Consider the following 16,507-nt stretch of genomic DNA (forward strand, 5'->3'; position numbering starts at 1 on the left):
AGGCACGCGATCGGGGTCAGACGAGGCTCAGACCGGCCGGACGAGCCGCTCCAGCATTCCGACGATCTCGCCGGGGGTCGGCGACAGGGCCAGGTCCTGGTAGAGCCGGTTGGCGCCGTCGCGGATCGCGCCATCGGCGAGGACCCGGGCCACCTGCGCGCGGATCGTCTCCACATCGGGCTTGCTGAGGTCGAGCACCTCGCCCGCGCCGTGGCCGGTGACGTAGCCACCGGTCACCGGTGCGAGCGGGTAGCGGGATCCGAGCATGGTGCCCTCGCCGGACGTCTGGGCACCGATCTCGAAGTCGAGGAAGTCGACGATCAGCTGCGGGACCCGCATGGATCCGGCGGTGACCATCGTGGCCAGGCCGCCGTGGTGGATCACCAGCGAGCAGGTCGGCAGGAGCTGATCGAGCGGGAAGTAGTCGACGAGCCGGACGTTGTCCGGCACCCGGGACACGTCGACCAGCTGCACGTCGTTCAACGTGGCGACGACGTCGATGTCCAGGTCGGCCAGGGCGTCGAGCAGCACCGAGACGTGGCTCCAGTCGGCCGCCATGTAGGCGCGGGTGGAGATGCCGAGGGAAACGGCGACCCGTGGACGCGGCACCGGGTAGAGCCAGTCCGGCATCGCGTTCTGCGTGACGTGCGGGATCCACCGTACCGGCAGCATCCGGGTCTGCACCGGCAGGTTGATCGCCGGCGGCATCGGGTTGATCGTCCACTGTCCGTACAACAGCTCGCGGTCGACGGTGACGCCGTACCGCTCGGCCATCGGCCGGACCGTCTCGATCAACGGGTTGTCCACCGGCGGCGCGCCGGGGACGGAGCTGAGCCGGGCGAAGGTGTCCAGCGACCAGCCGACGTAGTCGGGTCCGGTGTAGCGGGCGTGCCGCGCCCCCACGGTCTGCGCGGCGACCGCGGCCCCGGGCATGATCGGGTCCCAGATCACCAGGTCGGGCCGCCACTCGCGGAAGAAGGCGACCATGCCTTCCATCGCCGGCATCGGGGTGTCGGCCGACGCGCGGTACGGGATGAAGTCCCACATCGACGGGAGCAGGAACTGGCTGAAGGTGATCCAGGTCCCGATGTCCTGTGGTGGCACGTTCAACATGCCGGTGATCCGTCCGACGTCGGCCCGCTCGGTCGCCCACACGCCGCCCGGTCCCAACGGCGGCGGCATCGCCCCGGCGTCGCACATCGGCGTGAACGGCAGCCCCTGGGCGGTGACCGCCTCGCCGATGGCCGGGTGGGAGATCACGCAGACCTCGTGTCCGGCCGCGCGCAGCGCCCAGGCCAGCGGCACGACCGGGAACAGATGAGCGGGTGCTGGCCAGATGGCGAGGGCGACGCGCATGAGGGCTCCTTCGGCGGCGACGATCTATGGAGTGTTGCTCGCTAGTCAGTTTTGTCGGGCCTCGGCGACCGGGCACCTTCGACATTGCGCACCACCGGGCGGATCCGCGCGGCGCGCGCCGATCGCACCCGTACGGCGTGCGTCTGACGCCGCCCGCGTCTGACGCCGCCCGTACCCCGCACGGCGGAAGGTGCGCGCGCGGATCCGGCGCGACCACGATGATCGGCATGGCGAGCAGCGAAACCATCACCCTCTCAGCGGCCGACTACCTGCGGCTCATCGTGCACGGCACCACCGCCTACGAACTACTCCGTACGGCGCTGGAGTTCGACCTGTTCGAGAAGCTCGAGGCGGCAGGCGGCATGGAGCTGACGGAAGTGGCCGCCGCCATCGACGTCGAGCCGCAGCCGGCCCGGGTCCTGCTGCTCGGGCTCACCAGTATCCAGCTGCTGACACTGGTCGACGGCACGTACGCCAACACCGATCTGGTCCGGCGAAAGCTGCTGCGGTCGAGCCCTCGCTTCCTCGGACCACTCGTCGACATCCAGGAGGTCATCAACCCGAGCCTGGTCGACTTCGCCGAGTCGATGCGCAAGAACACCAACGTCGGGTTGCGGCACATCGACGGGCCGGGCACCACCTTGTACCAACGGCTGACCGTCCACCCCGAACTGCAGAAGGTCTTCTACGCCAACATGGGTGACGCCTCCCGCAAGGCCTTCGATCAGATCCTGGAGCGGTACGACTTCTCGCACGTACGGCACGCGATCGACATCGGCGGCGGCGACGGCTCGAACGCGGCGAAGCTCAGCGCCCGCTATCCGGATCTCACCGTCACGGTGTTCGACCAGCCGACGGTCACCGAGCTCGCCGCCGGGCGGCTGCCCGAGGCCGAGTCGGCGGTGCGGTTCCACCCCGGCGATCTGTTCGCCGACGCGCTGCCGCAGGGCGCGGACGCGATCCTCTACTTCCATATCTTCGAAATCTGGTCGCTGCCACGCAACACCGAGCTGCTGCGCAAATGCTACGACGCGCTGCCCGACGGCGGGGTGTGTCTGGTCTACAGCTTCGTCTCCGACGACGACGGGACCGGATCGATGAGCGCCGGCCTGGTCTCGCCGTACTTCCTCACCCTTGCCTCCGGTGAGGGCATGGCGTACTCGTCGCGGGACATGGAGCAGGCCGTACGCGACGCCGGGTTCCGGCAGGTGCAGCGGTACGCGGGACTCGGTTTCAGCCACGCCCTGATCGTGGGCCACAAGTAGGGAATGCTCCGGTGACCTCACCTGAACCGATCGCCGTCATCGGCATGGCCTGCCGCTTCGCCGGCGGCGTCGACTCGCCCGAGAAGTTCTGGGACCTGCTGCGCGAGGGCCGGGACACCATCGGGGACCTCCCACCGGGCCGATGGGACTGGTACGCCACGCAGGGACGCGATTTCACCACCGCCGTAGCGCAGGTGACCAAGCGGGGCGCGTTCCTGGAGGACGTCACGGGTTTCGACGCCGAATTCTTCGGGATCACCCCCCGCGAGGCCGCGTTGATGGATCCGCAGCAGCGGATGATCCTGGAACTGTCGTGGGAGGCGCTGGAGGACGCCGGAGTGCCGGCGGACCGGCTCGCCGGCACCGACGCCGGGGTGTTCATGGGCGTCGGCGCCGACGACTACGGCCGGCGGCTGCTGGAGGACCTACCCCGGATCGAGGCCTGGACCGGCATCGGCGGCGCCTACTGCGCGGTCGCCAACCGGGTGTCGTACGTGCTCGATCTGCGGGGACCGAGCATGTCGGTCGACACCGCCTGCTCGTCGTCGCTGGTGTCGATCCATCTGGCGGCACAGTCGCTGCGGGCCGGCGAGTGCCCGGTGGCGTTGGCCGGCGGGGTGCTGGTGATGGCGGCACCCGGCCTGTCGATGGTCCTGGACGCGGCGGGCGCGACCGCGCCGGACGGGCGCAGCAAGTCGTTCGACGCCGCCGCCGACGGGTACGGCCGCGGCGAGGGCGGCGGTGTCCTGGTCCTCAAGCGACTGACCGACGCCCGGCGCGACGGGGACCGGGTGCTGGCCGTGATCCGGGGCAGCGCCGTGCATCAGGACGGCCGGACCAACGGAATCATGGCGCCGAGCGGTCCGGCGCAGGCACATCTGCTGCGGCGGGCGTACGACAGCGCCGGGATCGACCCGGCGTCGGTCGACTACGTCGAGGCGCACGGCACCGGTACCCGGGTCGGTGACCCGTTGGAGGCAGGTGCGCTCGCCGCCGTGTTCGGCCCCGACCGACCGGCGGACCGGCCGCTGCTGATCGGGTCGGCGAAAACCAACGTCGGTCATCTGGAGGCCGGTGCCGGGGCGACCGGGGTGATCAAGGCGATCCTGGCGTTGCGGCACGGCGAGATCCCGCCGAGCCTGCACTTCGACACCCCGAACCCGGAGATCGACTGGGACGCCGGACTGCGGGTGGTCACCGAACACACGTCGTGGCCGGTGGGGTCCGGCCCGCGCCGGGCGGGCGTCTCCGGGTACGGCTACGGCGGCACCATCGCGCACGTGATCCTGGAGGCGGCCGAATCCGAGACGCCCACGGTCAGCGACGCGGCGGCCGACCTCGACCCGACGGCCCAGCGGCCCGACCACCTCGACCCGACGGCCCAGCGGCCCGGCGACCTCGACCCGACGGCCCAGCGGCCCGACCACCTCGACCCGACGGCCCAGCGGCCCGACGGCCCGGCGCTGTTTCCGATCAGTGGGGCGAGCCCGGCGGCGGTACGAGCGTACGCGGACCGGCTGGCGGACCGGCTGGCCCGACCCGAGCGCCCCACCCTGGCCGACGTCGGGCACACGCTGGCGCACCGCCGCACCCACCTGGCGTACCGCGCGGCGGTGGTAGCGGCCGACCACGCGCAGCTGGTGTCCCGGCTGAGGGCGCTCGCCGCCCCGGACGCCGCCCCGCCACCGGCCCGGACGCTCCCCCACGCCGGGCGCGGCGTCGTCTGGGTGTTCTCCGGGCACGGTTCACAGTGGATCGGCATGGGCCGCGAACTGTCCGCCCACGATCCGGCCTTCGCCGACGTGATCGACGCGCTGGAGCCGGTGTTCCGTACCGAGCTGGGCGTCTCACCAGGGGAGGTCCTGCGGCAGGACACCGCCCAACCGGTCGACGTGATCCAACCGATGATCTTCGCGGTGCAGGTGGCGCTCGCCGCGTCGCTGCGCGCCCGCGGAATGCGACCGGCCGCCGTCATCGGCCATTCGGTCGGGGAGATCGCCGCCGCCGTGACCGCCGGGGCGCTGACCATGGAGCAGGGTGCCCGGCTGGTCTGCCGACGCTCGGTGCTGTTGCGCCGGGTCGCCGGGCAGGGCGCCATGGCGATGGTCGACCTGTCCGCCGACGAGACCGCCCGGCTGATCGGTGACCGCCCCGACGTGAGCGTGGCGATCGTCGCCGCACCGACGTCGACGGTGATCTCCGGCGCGGCGGCGGCGGTCGAGCAGGTCGCCGAGTCGCTCCGGGCGACCGGCCACGAGGTCCGCCGGATCGACTCCGACGTGGCGTTCCACAGTCCACAGATGGATCCGCTGCTGGAGCCGTTGGCAGCCGCCGCGCACGATCTGCCCCCCGCCGCGCCCGCGATTCCGCTCTACACCACGGCGCTGGCCGATCCACGCTCCCCCGCCGCCCGCGACGGCGGGTACTGGGCGGCCAACCTGCGCCAACCCGTACGGCTGGCGCAGGCGGTCACCGCCGCGCTGGACGACGGACACCGGCTGTTCCTCGAAGTCGCGCCGCACCCGGTGGTCAGCCATTCGATCACCGACACCATCGACCAGCTCGCGATCACCGACGCCCACGTCGCCCACACGCTGCGCCGGCACCGCCCGGAGCGGGAGACGCTGCTGACCGCCGTCGGCCGGCTGTTCTGTCACGGTGCGCCGATCGACTGGACGGCGGTCTGGCCCGACGGCGGCCTCACCGGGCTGCCGACCACGGTGTGGCAGCATCGCCCGCACTGGTACGAGGAGCCGGTCGGCCGGTCGTTCCTCACCGAGCAGCACGACCCGCAGAGCCACACGCTGCTCGGCGGGCGGATCAACGTACACGGCACCACCGTCGCCCAGGCCTGGTTGACCTACCTGGACCGCGACTCCCGCCCCTACCCCGGCGACCATCCGGTCCGGTCGGTGGAGATCGTTCCGGCGGCGGTGCTGCTGAACACCTTCCGGAGCGCGGCGGCGTCCGACTCGGGCGCGCCGGACCTGACCGACGTCGCGCTGCGCGTACCGGTCAGCGTGACCAACCCGCGCTACCTGCAGACCGTCCTGCAGGACGGCACGATCCGGCTCTCCTCCCGGATCGCCGACGACCAGGCCAACGACGACCTGGGCTGGCTGACCCACACCACCGCGACCATCGAACCGCCGTCGAACCCGCAGATCGAGCCGCCGTGGGCGGTGAACGTCGACGAGGAACTACCCGACGGGTACGTGATCGACCGGCTGGCGACCCTCGGCGTGGCCGCGATGGGTTTCGCCTGGACCATCGACCAGATCAGTCGGGGCGCCGGCACACTGCTCGCCACGGCCCGTACCGCGGCCCCGCCGCCGGGTGCCCCGGCCAGCTGGGCCCCGATGCTCGACGCGGCACTGTCGACCGCGTCGGTGGTCTTCGCCGGCGCGCCGATCCTGCGGATGCCGGCCGGGATCGACCGGGTCTCACTCAGCGCGCGACCGCCGGACCAGGCACGGATCGCGGTCCGGGTCAGCGGCGAGGACACCGTCGAGGTACAGATCGTCGACGTCAACGGCGAGGTCCGTGGGCGACTGCGCGGGCTGCGGTACGGCACCCTCGACTCCGACAGCGACGGTGTCGCCGATCCCCGCCGCCTGGTTCACCACATCCGGTGGCGGCCCTGGACGGCACCGGATCCGACCCCGCCCCGCGCGGTGCTGCTGGTCGGGCCCGAATCACCACTGGCCGATCGGATCACCTCCGAGCTGCGCCACCGTGGTCTGCCGTACCGCCAGGTCGCCGACGCCGACGACCTGCGCGACGTCACCGTGGCGGGCGGCCACCGCGTCGTCGTGGTGCCACCGGCGACCGGGGCACCGGCCGAGACGGCGGTCGCGGCCGGGCTGCTGTTGGTCCGGGTCGCCCAGTGGCTCGGCGCGACCGCCCGGGACGGGACTGACCCGGTGGACCGGCCCCGGCTGTGGTGCGTCACCGAAGGCGTCCGGGAAGGTCGCGCCGGCTCCGCGCTCGGCCACAGCCCCCTGTGGGGTCTGAGCCGGATCATCCGAGGCGAGCACCCCGACCTGTGGGGCGCACTGCTCGACATCGGCGACGCGCCGTCCGACCTCGCGACGGTGGTCGACATCGTCGGCGCGGGTGGCGGCGGCGAGGACGTGCTGGTGATCCGCGACGGCGAGCCGACCGTACCTCGACTGCACCGCCTCACCGGTCCGGCGACCCGACCGACACTGGCCTGTGAACCCGACGGAACCTACCTGGTCACCGGCGGACTCGGCGCCCTCGGGCTGGAAATCGCCCAGTGGCTGACCGGGCGGGGCGCCCGGCGGATCGTGCTCGCCGGACGTCGGACCCTGCCGCCCCGGGACACCTGGGACGACCTGTCAGACCCCCACGACCGGGCGCGCGTCCGCACCATCCGGGCGCTGGAACGGCTCGGCGTCACAGTGGCCACCGTCCAGGTCGACGTCGCCGACGCCGACGCCGTGGCGAAGCTGCTGTCCCCGGCCGCGCTGGGTCTACCGCCGATCCGGGGCGTGGTCCACGCCGCCGGGGTACTCGACAACCGTACGGTGGCCGACCTGGACGAGGAGTCGCTGCGTACCGTGCTGCGTCCGAAGGTGGACGGGGCGATGGCGCTGCACGAGGCGTTCCCGCCGGGCAGTGTCGACTTCTTCGTCCTCTTCTCCTCCTGCGGCGGGCTGCTCGGCCTGCCCGGACAGGCCGCCTACGCGGCCGGCAACGCGTTCCTGGACACCCTGGCCGCTCATCGGCGGGCGCGAGGTGACCAGACAGCGGTCAGTTTCGGCTGGACCTCGTGGCGCGGACTCGGAATGTCCACCTCGTCGGAGATCATCGACCTGGAGTTGGCCGCCCGGGGCACCGGCGACATCACGGTGGCGGAGGCGTTCGGCGCCTGGGAACTGGCCACCCGCCACGGGCTGGCGTACGCAGCCGTGCTGCGGACCCTGCCGCCCGCGCCGGGCGCGTTGCGCCTGCCGCTGCTCAGCGAACTGCCCCGGGACGCGCAGGCCGAGTCGGCACCGCCGACGCCGGCCGTGTCGCCGTGGGCCGGGTTGTCCGGACCGGGACTTCGGACGGCGGTCGCCGCCGAGGTACGCCGCGAGGTGGCGGCCGTCGCCGGGCTGCCGGCCGACGAGGTGGACCCGCTTCGCCCGCTCAGCGAGATGGGCCTGGACTCGGTGATGACGGTACGGATCCGTCGGGGCCTGGAGCGCCGCTTCGACCTGCCGTTGCCGGCGACCCTGTTCTGGGACCGGCCGACGATCGACGCCGTCGCCGCGCTGCTCGCCGGAGAACTGCCCGACGCGGCCACCGCCCCGACAGCCGAACCCACCAGTCCCACCACAGGTCGACCCGAGGAGGCCGGCGCATGACAGCGGACCAGTTCGTTCCCTGGCCGGCCGACCTGGCGCACGCCTACCGGGTGGCCGGAGTGTGGCGTGGTCGCCCGCTCGGTTCCTACCTGTGGGAGTGGGCCGACCAGCACGGCGACTGGATCGCGGTCCGCGACGGCGCGCACCGGCTGACCTACCGGGAACTGGCCACCGCCACCGATCTGCTCGCCGAGCGGGTGGCCCGGCTGGGCCTGGGACGCGGCGACACCATCCTGGTGCAGTTGCCCAACTGCTGGCAGTTCGTCGTACTGACCCTGGCCTGCTTCCGACTCGGGGTCCGGCCGGTGATGATGCTGCCGCCGCACCGTGAGTACGAGATGGGGTCCATCGCCGCGCACGTGCGGGCCAAGGCACTGGTCGTGCCGAGTGTGTGGCGCGGCTTCGACCACCAACGGATGGCTCACCAGATCGCCGCCGGCCTCGCCGAGCCCGCACGGGTGCTGGTCGTCGGGGACGACGTACGCCCGGACAGCGTCGACCTGCTCGGCCTGCTGGATTCGCCGGCGGACGGCGACGACGACGGACAGCGGCGGCGACGCTGGCTCGACGAACGGGCGCCGGACGGTGCCGACATCGCCCTGTTCCTGCTCTCCGGCGGTACGACCGGAGTGCCGAAGCTGATCGGTCGGACCCACGACGACTACGAGTACAACATCCGTCAGGTCGTGGCCGCCTGCGGCTTCGGGCCGGACACCCGATACCTCGCGGTGCTACCGGCCGGGCACAACTTCCCCCTGGCCAACCCCGGAATCCTCGGGGCGCTGTTCGCCGGTGGACAGGCCGTCCTGGTGCCGTCGCCGAGACCGGACGTCGTGTTCGAGGCGATCGAGACAGCCCGGGTGACCGCCACCTCGGCGGTGCCCGCGGTCGCGCTCAAGTGGATGGAGACCGCCGCCACCTGCGGTCGGGACCTGTCCAGCCTACGATTCGTCCACGTCGGCGGCTCCATGCTCGCCCCGGAGGTCGCGGCGCGGATCGGTCCGGCGCTCGGTTGCCGCCTCCAGCAGGTGTACGGAATGGCCGAGGGCCTGATCTGCTACACGCCGATCGACGCGTCGGACGAGGTGGCGCACGGCACCCAGGGCATGCCGATCAGCGCCTACGACGAACTGCTCATCGTCGACGACGACGGACGGCCGGTGCCCCCGGGAGCGGTGGGCGAGTTGCTCACCCGTGGCCCGTACACCCCACGCGGCTACTACGGCTCACCGGCGCAGAACAGTCTGTCGTTCACCACGGACGGCTGGTATCGCACCGGGGACCTGGTCCGACGTACCGCCGAGGGCGCCGTCGTGGTCTGCGGCCGGGTCAAGGACCTGATCAACCGGGCCGGGGAGAAGATCTCCGCCGGCGAGGTGGAGGCGTTGGTCCAGGAGTTGCCGCAGGTCGCCGAGGCGGCGGCGGTGCCACAGCCCGATCCCGAGGTCGGCGAGCGGGTGTGTCTGTTCGTCCGGCTGCACGCGCCGGGTCAACTCACCCTGGCCGACGTCGCGGCGGCCTTCGCCCGCCGCGGGGTGGCCGCGTTCAAGGTTCCGGAACGGCTGGTGGTGCTGCCGGAGCTGCCGCAGACCGCGGTCGGCAAACCGGACAAGAAGGTGCTGCGGGAGCTGCTGCGTACCGAGGTGCCGGTCGCTGGCTGACCGTCGCTCGCCGACCGTGGTCCGCTGACCGCCCCTCGCTCGCCACCGCGCTGATAGGCCGGGTCGTCCCGACGACCCGGCCTCGCGCGTGTCCGTGGATCCGTACGGGGTGGATCCATCCGTACGAGCAGGTGGCCGACGACCGAAGATCCCACGACCGGTCGCACCGGTCGCACCGGTCGTCGGTTCCGGCGGGGCCGGACCCGACGACGCCGCTGCGCCCTCAGGCGGCAGCGGCGTCGATCGGTCGGCACGATACCGGTTCAGTTCTTGATCGGGCTGCTCTGGTGCGACATCAGTTCCAGCCGGCCGTCGGGCCGTTTGGCGATCACCCAGCAGGCCCGGATCAGGTTCTCCGGGGCGATGTCCGACTCCCCGGCATGGATGATCCCGCCCTCGGTCACCACCATCACCGCCTCGTCGGAGAGGAAGGTGATCTCGATGGGCCAGCCCTTGACGCGCGCGCCACGGTGTGGGCCCGCGAACGCCTTCGACATGAACTCCCGGATCTCTTCCCGGCTGGTCAGTTGGTCGTCGCGCATGAGCAGGCTGCCGTTTTCGGCGAACAGGTCGGCGAAGGCGTCGGCGTCGTTCGCCGCCCACGCGGCCTGGATACGCATCGGTACGGTGAGCGCGGCCCGCTCGTCCGGGTCCTCGTAGTTCCGGTAGTAGCTGGTGTCCTCCTCGATCCCGGCTTCCGCGAGAATCGTCGAGGCGTCACCCCACCCGGTCTTCGTCGTCATGGTTCTCTCCCTGGTTGCCGAGATGGTCCGGACCTGCCGGGCACCGGTCGGTGTCGCGGCAGGTCCGGTCGGGTCGTGCCGAATCAGTTGCGGATCGGGCTGGTCTGCTGGCTGGCGACCATCCACACGCCGTCGCGCAGCACGAGCACCCACATGGCCCGGGCCTCGCGCTGCGGCGGCGGCTCACTCTCCCCCGCGAGCACGACGGCGCTCTGGGTGATCACCGTGGCGACCTCCGGAGTCACGAACCGGACGTCGACCGGCTCCTCGACCAGGCGCGCGCCCTTGTAGACACCCTGGAACTGCTCGGCCATGAAGGTCCTGATGGCCTCGCGCCCGTCGAGCTGCTCGTCGCCGACGAGCAGGCTGCCGTTTTCGATGAAGACGTCAGCGAACGCGTCGGCGTCGTTGTCGTCCCACGCCGCCCGCAACCGTAGTGGGGCGCTGAGGGCGGCGCCTTCCGCGCCGTTGGGGAAGGCACCGTAGTGCCCTGCCCACTTCTTGGCCTGATCGACCAATGATGCCGCCGTTCCGGACATCCTTGTCTCCTCCTGTTCGTGACGTGTCTCGCCGGGGCGCCGGTTCACCAGCGCAGGGTCGCGCCCGCACCACGCGGGCTGTTCTGGTAGCCGGCGAGCTGCCACTCGCCGTCGCGCTTGACGACCACCCAGGTCGACCGGACCGCGAGCTCCGGCGCGATCTCGGTCTCGCCGGGCGCGAGGATCCCGCCGTGGGTGCGCAGCAAGGCGACGTCGTCGGAGATGAACCGGACGTCCACCGGGGCACCGGTGACGCCGGTGCCCTTGAACGGTCCGGCGTAGGCGGCGGCCATGAAGTTGCGAATCTCGCCGCGGCCCTTCTTGTAGACGTCACCGGGCAGGATCAGGGTGCCGTCCTCGGTGAAGGTGTTCGCGACGCCGTCGGCGTCGTTCTTCGCCCAGGCGGCCACGAGCCGCAGCGGGACGCTGAGGGCTTCCTTCTCCCGATCGCTGGTGAACGGTCCGTAGTAGGCATCCAGGGTGGAGGTTGCGGTGGACATGGGGTCTCCTTGTCGCGAAAGGGGTGGTGCATTCTTGCCTCGGATCCGGGTGCCGGGCGCGATCGGCGGCGGTGGCGAGCCGCGCCCCGGTGACCTGGTCGGGTGCCGTCGGTCGGGTGCCGTCGGTCAGCCGGCGCCGCCGATCTCCGCCAGCGCCTTGCGCCAGCCCTGCTGGTCACGGGGCTGCCGTGGGCTGTTCATCTCGACGAAGCGGACGACGCCGATACGGTCGATGAGAAAGGTGCCGCGGTTGGCGATCCCGGCGTCGTCGTTGAAGACACCGTAGGAACGGGCCACGGCTCCGTGTGGCCAGAAATCCGACAGCAGCGGAAAGGTGAACTTCTCCCGTTCGGACCATGCTTTGTGTGTCGGCCCGGCATCGACGCTGACGGCCACCAGCTGCGCCTCGTCGTTGACGAAGTCACCGATGTTGTCCCGGACCTCGCACAGTTCGCCCTGGCATATCCCGGTGAACGCCAAGGGAAAGAAGACCAGCAACACCGATCGCTTGCCCCGGAAGTCACTGAGCCGGACCTCCGCGTTGTTCTGGTCCCGCAGGACGAAATCTGGCGCTTGGGCGCCTACCTCGATCGGCATTGCCGCTCCTCTTGTCAGACGTTGTCAATGAATGGTCAGCCGGTCAGGACGTGCCGGAAACGACGAAGGTCCGCGACGACGAGGTCGGGTTCCTCGACGGCCGGGAAGTGGCCGCCCCGGTCGTGTTCGGTCCACTGGGCGATGGTCGGAAACATCTGCTCCGCCCAGGACCGGATCGGGCGTGCCGGGTCAGCGGGAAACACCGCCACTCCCAGCGGCACCGCGACCGGCGGCGGGGCGGGCGGCGAGGCAGCCAGCGGCAACAGATCAGCCGTTTCGAAGTAGAGCTGCGCCGCGGTGCCCGCGGTAGCGGTGAACCAGTAGATCGAGGCGTTGGTGAGCAACCAGTCCCGGGCGATGGCGTCCTCGGGGAGCTTGTCGGTGTCGGTCCATTCCTTGAACTTCTCGATGATCCAGGCCAGCTGGCCGACCGGCGAGTCGGCCAGCCCGTAGGAGACGGTCACCGGCCTGGTGGCCTGGACCTTCATGTAGCCCGACTCGTCGGCCATGAACCGGGAGAGCCGGCCGAGCCGACGGAGATCGTCTGGATCGAGGATGGACATCGCCTGCGGGTCCGACGGCGGTGGGGTGATCAGGAAATTGACGTGGGCGCCCGATACCCGGTCTGCGTCGAGTGCGGCGAGGGCCAGGGTGATCATGGCCCCGAAGTCGGTGCCCTGGGGCACGTACCGCTGGTAACCGAGGCGCCGCATCAGTTCGGACCACGCAGCCGCTATCCGGGCCACTCCCCACCCCGGCCCCGGGGGCGGCCCGGAGAAGCCGTAGCCGGGCAGCGAGGGAATCACGACATGGAACGCGTCGGCCTGTTCACCACCGTACGCGACCGGGTCGGTCAATGGCCCGATCACGTCGATGAATTCGACGAAGGAGCTTGGCCAGCCGTGTGTCAACAGCAACGGCGTCGCGTCCGGGTACGCCGAACGGACATGCAGGAAGTGCAGGGTGGTCCCGTCGATTTCCGTGGTGAACTGAGGTATCTGGTTGATCCGTGATTCCGCCGCCCGCCAGTCGAACTCGTGCTGCCAGTAATCGACCAACTCGCGCAGATAGGACGCTGGTACGCCGCGCTCCCAGCCGACATCCGGCACCTGGAGCGGCCAGCGTACTCGCGCGAGCCGACGCCGGAGGTCGACCAGGTCGTCCTGCGGAACGTCAATGCGGAACGGCTTCATTCGCTGCGCCTCCATACGGGCGGTGGCATTCAATGACATCGTGTCTCGGCCGGAGAGCTGGGACATCTCCTACGTTGCGGTCCCGGAACGGATTCGACGGACGTGACGACAACCGATGGCGGAAATGGACGGTGCGCGAGCCGCGCGGACGGGGCGACGGCGGCTGCCGGCCGACGGCGGTTGCCGGCCCGGACGGCGGTTGCCGGCGCGGGCGGGCGGGCGGGCGACGGCAGGATCCGGACCGCCGCCGGCAGCCGAAGAGCCCACACGCACGCCAGAACCCGGGCGGGCCGGAGACGACGGGTCCGCGCGTGTCCGACCAGGTCGTCCCGATGACCGGAAATGATCATGGTTGCCAGCGAACATCGGCCGCACCGCCGGCGCGACGGACATGTCCGACGAACCGATGGACCGCGCGGCGGCCACGAGCATCACGGTCAAAAGGAGCGCTTCGGCCGACCGTATCCCCGGAAATGGGACTGGGTCTTATCGATCAGCGATCACACCCGCCCTATTGCCCATCCCCCGAGCAGGCGCTAGCATCGACACCGTTCGTCCGGTGATCGTGTCCGAAATGCTTACCCATTCCACAACAACGCACCCACCAACATTTCCTTCACGTGACGATCGACCGACGGATCCCAGCACAGCGGAAGCCACGGGGGGAGACATGGCGGCGGATCCGATCGAACGCGCTGTCGAACGCTCCATTGTCACCATGTACGAGAACATGACCTCATCGGTGACAATAGATGTCATGGCGCGGGCGGCGATGTTCAGTAAGTTCCACTTCGCCCGGGTCTTCCACCGGACCACCGGTGTGTCACCCGGCAGGTTCCTCTCCGCCATACGACTACAGCAGGCCAAGCATCTGCTCGTGACCACCTCCCTGAACGTGACCGAAGTCAGCATGCGGGTCGGATACAACAGCGTCGGCACCTTCAGTTCGCGGTTCACCAGCAACGTCGGCCTGTGTCCCAGCAGCTTCCGCCGGCAGGGCGGCTTCACCCCGCAGATCGCCCCGGCGACCCCGATCGAGACCCGCCACCCCGTCGGCGGACAGGTGACCGGCAGCGTCTGCACTCCCACTGGTCGGCCAGGGCTGATCTACCTCGGACTGTTTCCCGATCGACTGCCGGCCGGCCGGCCGATCCGTTGCACGATCCTGGACCGGCCCGGACATTTCAGCCTCGACGACGTGCCCGACGGCCAGTGGCACCTGCTGGCCCATTTCGTCGGAACGACCCGGCTCGTGGACGCCGCCAGCCGCCCGTTCGGCGACGACGACGGGTTGGCGGTCGCCGCACACGGCCCGATCACCGTACGGGCGGGTGCGGTGTGCGTGGTCGATCTGCCGCTGCGGCCGATCACGCTGTTGGACCCGCCAGTCCTGATGGCACTGCTCGACCAGCGCAAGTTCGCGCTGGAGCTGGTGGCCGGACGACACGCCGCCTGAGCCGTCGCGGATCCGATGACCGCCGAGCACGCCGTTCACTGGGGCGCGTCCAGCCGATCGAGGCAGCGCGTGCGGACCCGGTCGCGCCAGATCTCGTACGCGGGCAGCCGGCCGGCGGCGGACTCGTCCACGGCGACGTCGTCGGCCAGTCGCGCGGCGGCGGCGACCGACATCGCGGCCAGGGCCGAGACCGCGGCCTCGGTGTACGCCGGTACGACCCCCGAGAACGACCGCGCCTTGGCCGCGAAGACCGAGCCCTGGGCGAGGTCACCCCGATGCCGCCCGGCCCGGTCGACCAGGATGGCCAGGCCTGACGGTTCGCATCCCCCGGCGAAGGTGGCCGCGAGGCCGACGCCGCTCCACAGGTCGGCCTGCCGATCACCGGCGAAGCGGTCCACCGCGTCGGCGGCCTGACCAGGATTTCCACCGTGGATGAACCAGAGGGCGCGCCCGATGCCTTGATCGATCGCGCGCGGGAAGTAGTCCTCGGCGCCGGCCCACGGGTAGCTGGGTATCCGTTCCTGGCGGTCCACCCAGCGCGCGGTCTCGAAGTACGCACGATCGAACCCGTAGCCGTCGACCGCGAGCCAACTCATCGTCGGGTAGTACGGTGTGCCGGTCAGGTCCGGCAGCACCTTCTTCCACAGCACGCGCGGCAGCCGGGCCATGGCGAAGCCGATGCCGATGTAGGTGAGGAACGTGTGCGGCACACCTGGTCCCCGCAGCAGATCCCGGGACCAGTGCCGGTATCCACCGGGCATCGCGTCGCGGACGGTGAAGGCCATCGTCGCGCCTTCGTACGCGAAGCCGCGCAGCTCGGGCTCGACGAGCTCGAGCCGCCGTTCGACCTCCCAGAGGTCACGCCCCTCGATGCCCCACTCGAAACCGCAGATGACGGCCTGAGGAATGGCTTCCAAACGACGGGTCGCGTCACTCGATGCAACAGGGAAACCACGTGCAGCGAAGGAAACCTCGGACAGGGACGGCGTCAACATCATCCGGCGCATCGCACCGAGTGCGCTCGACATCGCGTGCTCCTTGCTGTCGGTGTCCACTGTGATTCGGCAACGGGGTCGCCCCGGAGAGGTGACTGGCGACGGCGCCCGATCGCGCCGGACGATCAGGGTTTCGGCACCTCCGCCGGACGATCAGGGTTTCGGCACGTCGAACAGGCTCGGGAACTTGGCGGTCAAGGCCATGTCGCCCTTCGTCTTGAGTTTTCCCTTCATCACCAGCATCACCGCGCGGGCGTTCCCGGTCACCAGGTGCAGGAAGTCGACGGCGCCGAGCGACAGGGTGAGCTTCGGTTCCCTGTCTGGCTGGTCGGACAGCTGACATACACCATCGGCGATGACCAGTTCATAGACGTCCGTCCCCCCGTCCGGACGATCACCGATGTTCCAGTGGATGACGGCGTTCATCGCGCCGGCCCGGTCCGGTCGAAAGACACCGGGCATCCGGCGTACCAGTTCGTCCAGAACGTGACCGCGTCGATCGCCGTGCATCACGGCTCTGAGTTCGTCGACCGGGGTCCTTTTGACCAGGCGCGAGAACTCGCGGGGTTCCATGATGACCGGGTCGATCTGGTTGCCGGACATACGGCTCCTCACGCAGCAGCGGACTGGTTCGATGGTCCCAGTCCCGGTCTGCCGGCTGCCACTTCCACAGTGCCCCACACGGTCGGGTGCCCGCGCCGTACCGTGGGTTCGTCGACGGTGCCGGGTGAGCGGCCAGACAGGAAACGGCCTAGACTCACGTGATGATCATCTTGCCCCGTCGACGGCGTCGACGGCGTCGACGGCTGGTCGTCGACGGCGGACCA

Annotated in this window: 12 protein-coding genes; 4 read left to right on the forward strand and 8 right to left on the reverse strand. The window is 70.5% G+C overall.

Going from position 1 to position 16,507, the window contains the following annotated elements; all coding sequences use genetic code 11:
- Positions 1–27 precede the first annotated feature (27 nt).
- Positions 28–1,356: a nucleotide disphospho-sugar-binding domain-containing protein gene (locus O7632_RS22890; RefSeq protein ID WP_278117106.1), complete on the reverse strand. Its 1,329-nt coding sequence runs from the start codon at positions 1,354–1,356 to the stop codon at positions 28–30.
- A 227-nt stretch (positions 1,357–1,583) separates the two neighbouring features.
- On the opposite strand from O7632_RS22890, the gene O7632_RS22895 reads away from it, so the two are divergent.
- Genes O7632_RS22895 through O7632_RS22905 form a run of 3 tightly spaced genes read left to right on the forward strand, consistent with a single transcriptional unit; the run spans position 1,584 to position 9,657 of the window.
- Complete coding sequence (locus O7632_RS22895) at positions 1,584–2,621, forward strand: methyltransferase (RefSeq protein ID WP_278117108.1); 1,038 nt, start codon at positions 1,584–1,586, stop codon at positions 2,619–2,621.
- 11 nt (positions 2,622–2,632) lie between these two features.
- Positions 2,633–7,996: a type I polyketide synthase gene (locus tag O7632_RS22900; protein ID WP_278117110.1), complete on the forward strand. Its 5,364-nt coding sequence runs from the start codon at positions 2,633–2,635 to the stop codon at positions 7,994–7,996.
- Positions 7,993–9,657, forward strand: coding sequence for an AMP-binding protein (locus O7632_RS22905; protein WP_278117111.1), 1,665 nt, complete (start codon positions 7,993–7,995; stop codon positions 9,655–9,657). Before O7632_RS22900 ends, O7632_RS22905 begins: the two co-directional genes overlap by 4 nt.
- A 263-nt stretch (positions 9,658–9,920) precedes the next feature.
- On the opposite strand, the gene O7632_RS22910 is transcribed toward O7632_RS22905, so the two are convergent.
- The 5 genes from O7632_RS22910 to O7632_RS22930 all read right to left on the reverse strand — a co-directional run bounded on the left by O7632_RS22910 (position 9,921) and on the right by O7632_RS22930 (position 13,229).
- The gene (locus O7632_RS22910) at positions 9,921–10,400 is read right to left on the reverse strand and encodes an SgcJ/EcaC family oxidoreductase (protein ID WP_278117112.1); all 480 of its coding nucleotides are present in this window, start codon (positions 10,398–10,400) and stop codon (positions 9,921–9,923) included.
- Positions 10,401–10,483: 83 nt separating this feature from the next.
- Positions 10,484–10,939, reverse strand: coding sequence for an SgcJ/EcaC family oxidoreductase (locus O7632_RS22915; protein ID WP_278117113.1), 456 nt, complete (start codon positions 10,937–10,939; stop codon positions 10,484–10,486).
- 44 nt (positions 10,940–10,983) lie between these two features.
- On the reverse strand, positions 10,984–11,439 hold the full coding sequence (locus tag O7632_RS22920; RefSeq protein ID WP_278117115.1) for an SgcJ/EcaC family oxidoreductase: 456 nt from the start codon (positions 11,437–11,439) through the stop codon (positions 10,984–10,986).
- Between the two features lie 126 nt (positions 11,440–11,565).
- A complete protein-coding gene (locus O7632_RS22925) occupies positions 11,566–12,036 on the reverse strand; it encodes a peroxiredoxin (protein WP_278117116.1) in 471 nt (156 codons plus the stop codon).
- 35 nt (positions 12,037–12,071) lie between these two features.
- A complete protein-coding gene (locus O7632_RS22930; protein WP_278117118.1) occupies positions 12,072–13,229 on the reverse strand; it encodes an epoxide hydrolase family protein in 1,158 nt (385 codons plus the stop codon).
- Positions 13,230–13,899: 670 nt separating this feature from the next.
- Here O7632_RS22930 and O7632_RS22935 point away from each other — a divergent pair.
- A complete protein-coding gene (locus tag O7632_RS22935; RefSeq protein WP_278117120.1) occupies positions 13,900–14,685 on the forward strand; it encodes a helix-turn-helix transcriptional regulator in 786 nt (261 codons plus the stop codon).
- 35 nt (positions 14,686–14,720) lie between these two features.
- On the opposite strand, the gene O7632_RS22940 is transcribed toward O7632_RS22935, so the two are convergent.
- Together O7632_RS22940 and O7632_RS22945 are read right to left on the reverse strand one after the other, a co-directional pair.
- Positions 14,721–15,713: a DUF1702 family protein gene (locus O7632_RS22940; RefSeq protein WP_278117122.1), complete on the reverse strand. Its 993-nt coding sequence runs from the start codon at positions 15,711–15,713 to the stop codon at positions 14,721–14,723.
- Positions 15,714–15,833: 120 nt separating this feature from the next.
- A complete protein-coding gene (locus O7632_RS22945; protein WP_278117123.1) occupies positions 15,834–16,283 on the reverse strand; it encodes an SCP2 sterol-binding domain-containing protein in 450 nt (149 codons plus the stop codon).
- Positions 16,284–16,507: the final 224 nt, after the last annotated feature.

The organism is Solwaraspora sp. WMMD406 (assembly GCF_029626025.1).
Classification (GTDB): Bacteria; Actinomycetota; Actinomycetes; order Mycobacteriales; family Micromonosporaceae; genus Micromonospora_E.

Bases quoted from the DNA above. Each gene is read 5' to 3' on its own strand.
- O7632_RS22895 (WP_278117108.1), top strand. From the start codon at position 1,584: ATGGCGAGCAGCGAAACCATCACCCTCTCAGCGGCCGACTACCTGCGG.
- O7632_RS22915 (WP_278117113.1), bottom strand. From the start codon at position 10,939: ATGTCCGGAACGGCGGCATCATTGGTCGATCAGGCCAAGAAGTGGGCA.
- O7632_RS22935 (WP_278117120.1), top strand. From the start codon at position 13,900: ATGGCGGCGGATCCGATCGAACGCGCTGTCGAACGCTCCATTGTCACC.
- O7632_RS22925 (WP_278117116.1), bottom strand. From the start codon at position 12,036: ATGCCGATCGAGGTAGGCGCCCAAGCGCCAGATTTCGTCCTGCGGGAC.
- O7632_RS22945 (WP_278117123.1), bottom strand. From the start codon at position 16,283: ATGTCCGGCAACCAGATCGACCCGGTCATCATGGAACCCCGCGAGTTC.
- O7632_RS22890 (WP_278117106.1), bottom strand. From the start codon at position 1,356: ATGCGCGTCGCCCTCGCCATCTGGCCAGCACCCGCTCATCTGTTCCCG.
- O7632_RS22940 (WP_278117122.1), bottom strand. From the start codon at position 15,713: ATGTCGAGCGCACTCGGTGCGATGCGCCGGATGATGTTGACGCCGTCC.
- O7632_RS22920 (WP_278117115.1), bottom strand. From the start codon at position 11,439: ATGTCCACCGCAACCTCCACCCTGGATGCCTACTACGGACCGTTCACC.
- O7632_RS22905 (WP_278117111.1), top strand. From the start codon at position 7,993: ATGACAGCGGACCAGTTCGTTCCCTGGCCGGCCGACCTGGCGCACGCC.
- O7632_RS22930 (WP_278117118.1), bottom strand. From the start codon at position 13,229: ATGAAGCCGTTCCGCATTGACGTTCCGCAGGACGACCTGGTCGACCTC.
- O7632_RS22910 (WP_278117112.1), bottom strand. From the start codon at position 10,400: ATGACGACGAAGACCGGGTGGGGTGACGCCTCGACGATTCTCGCGGAA.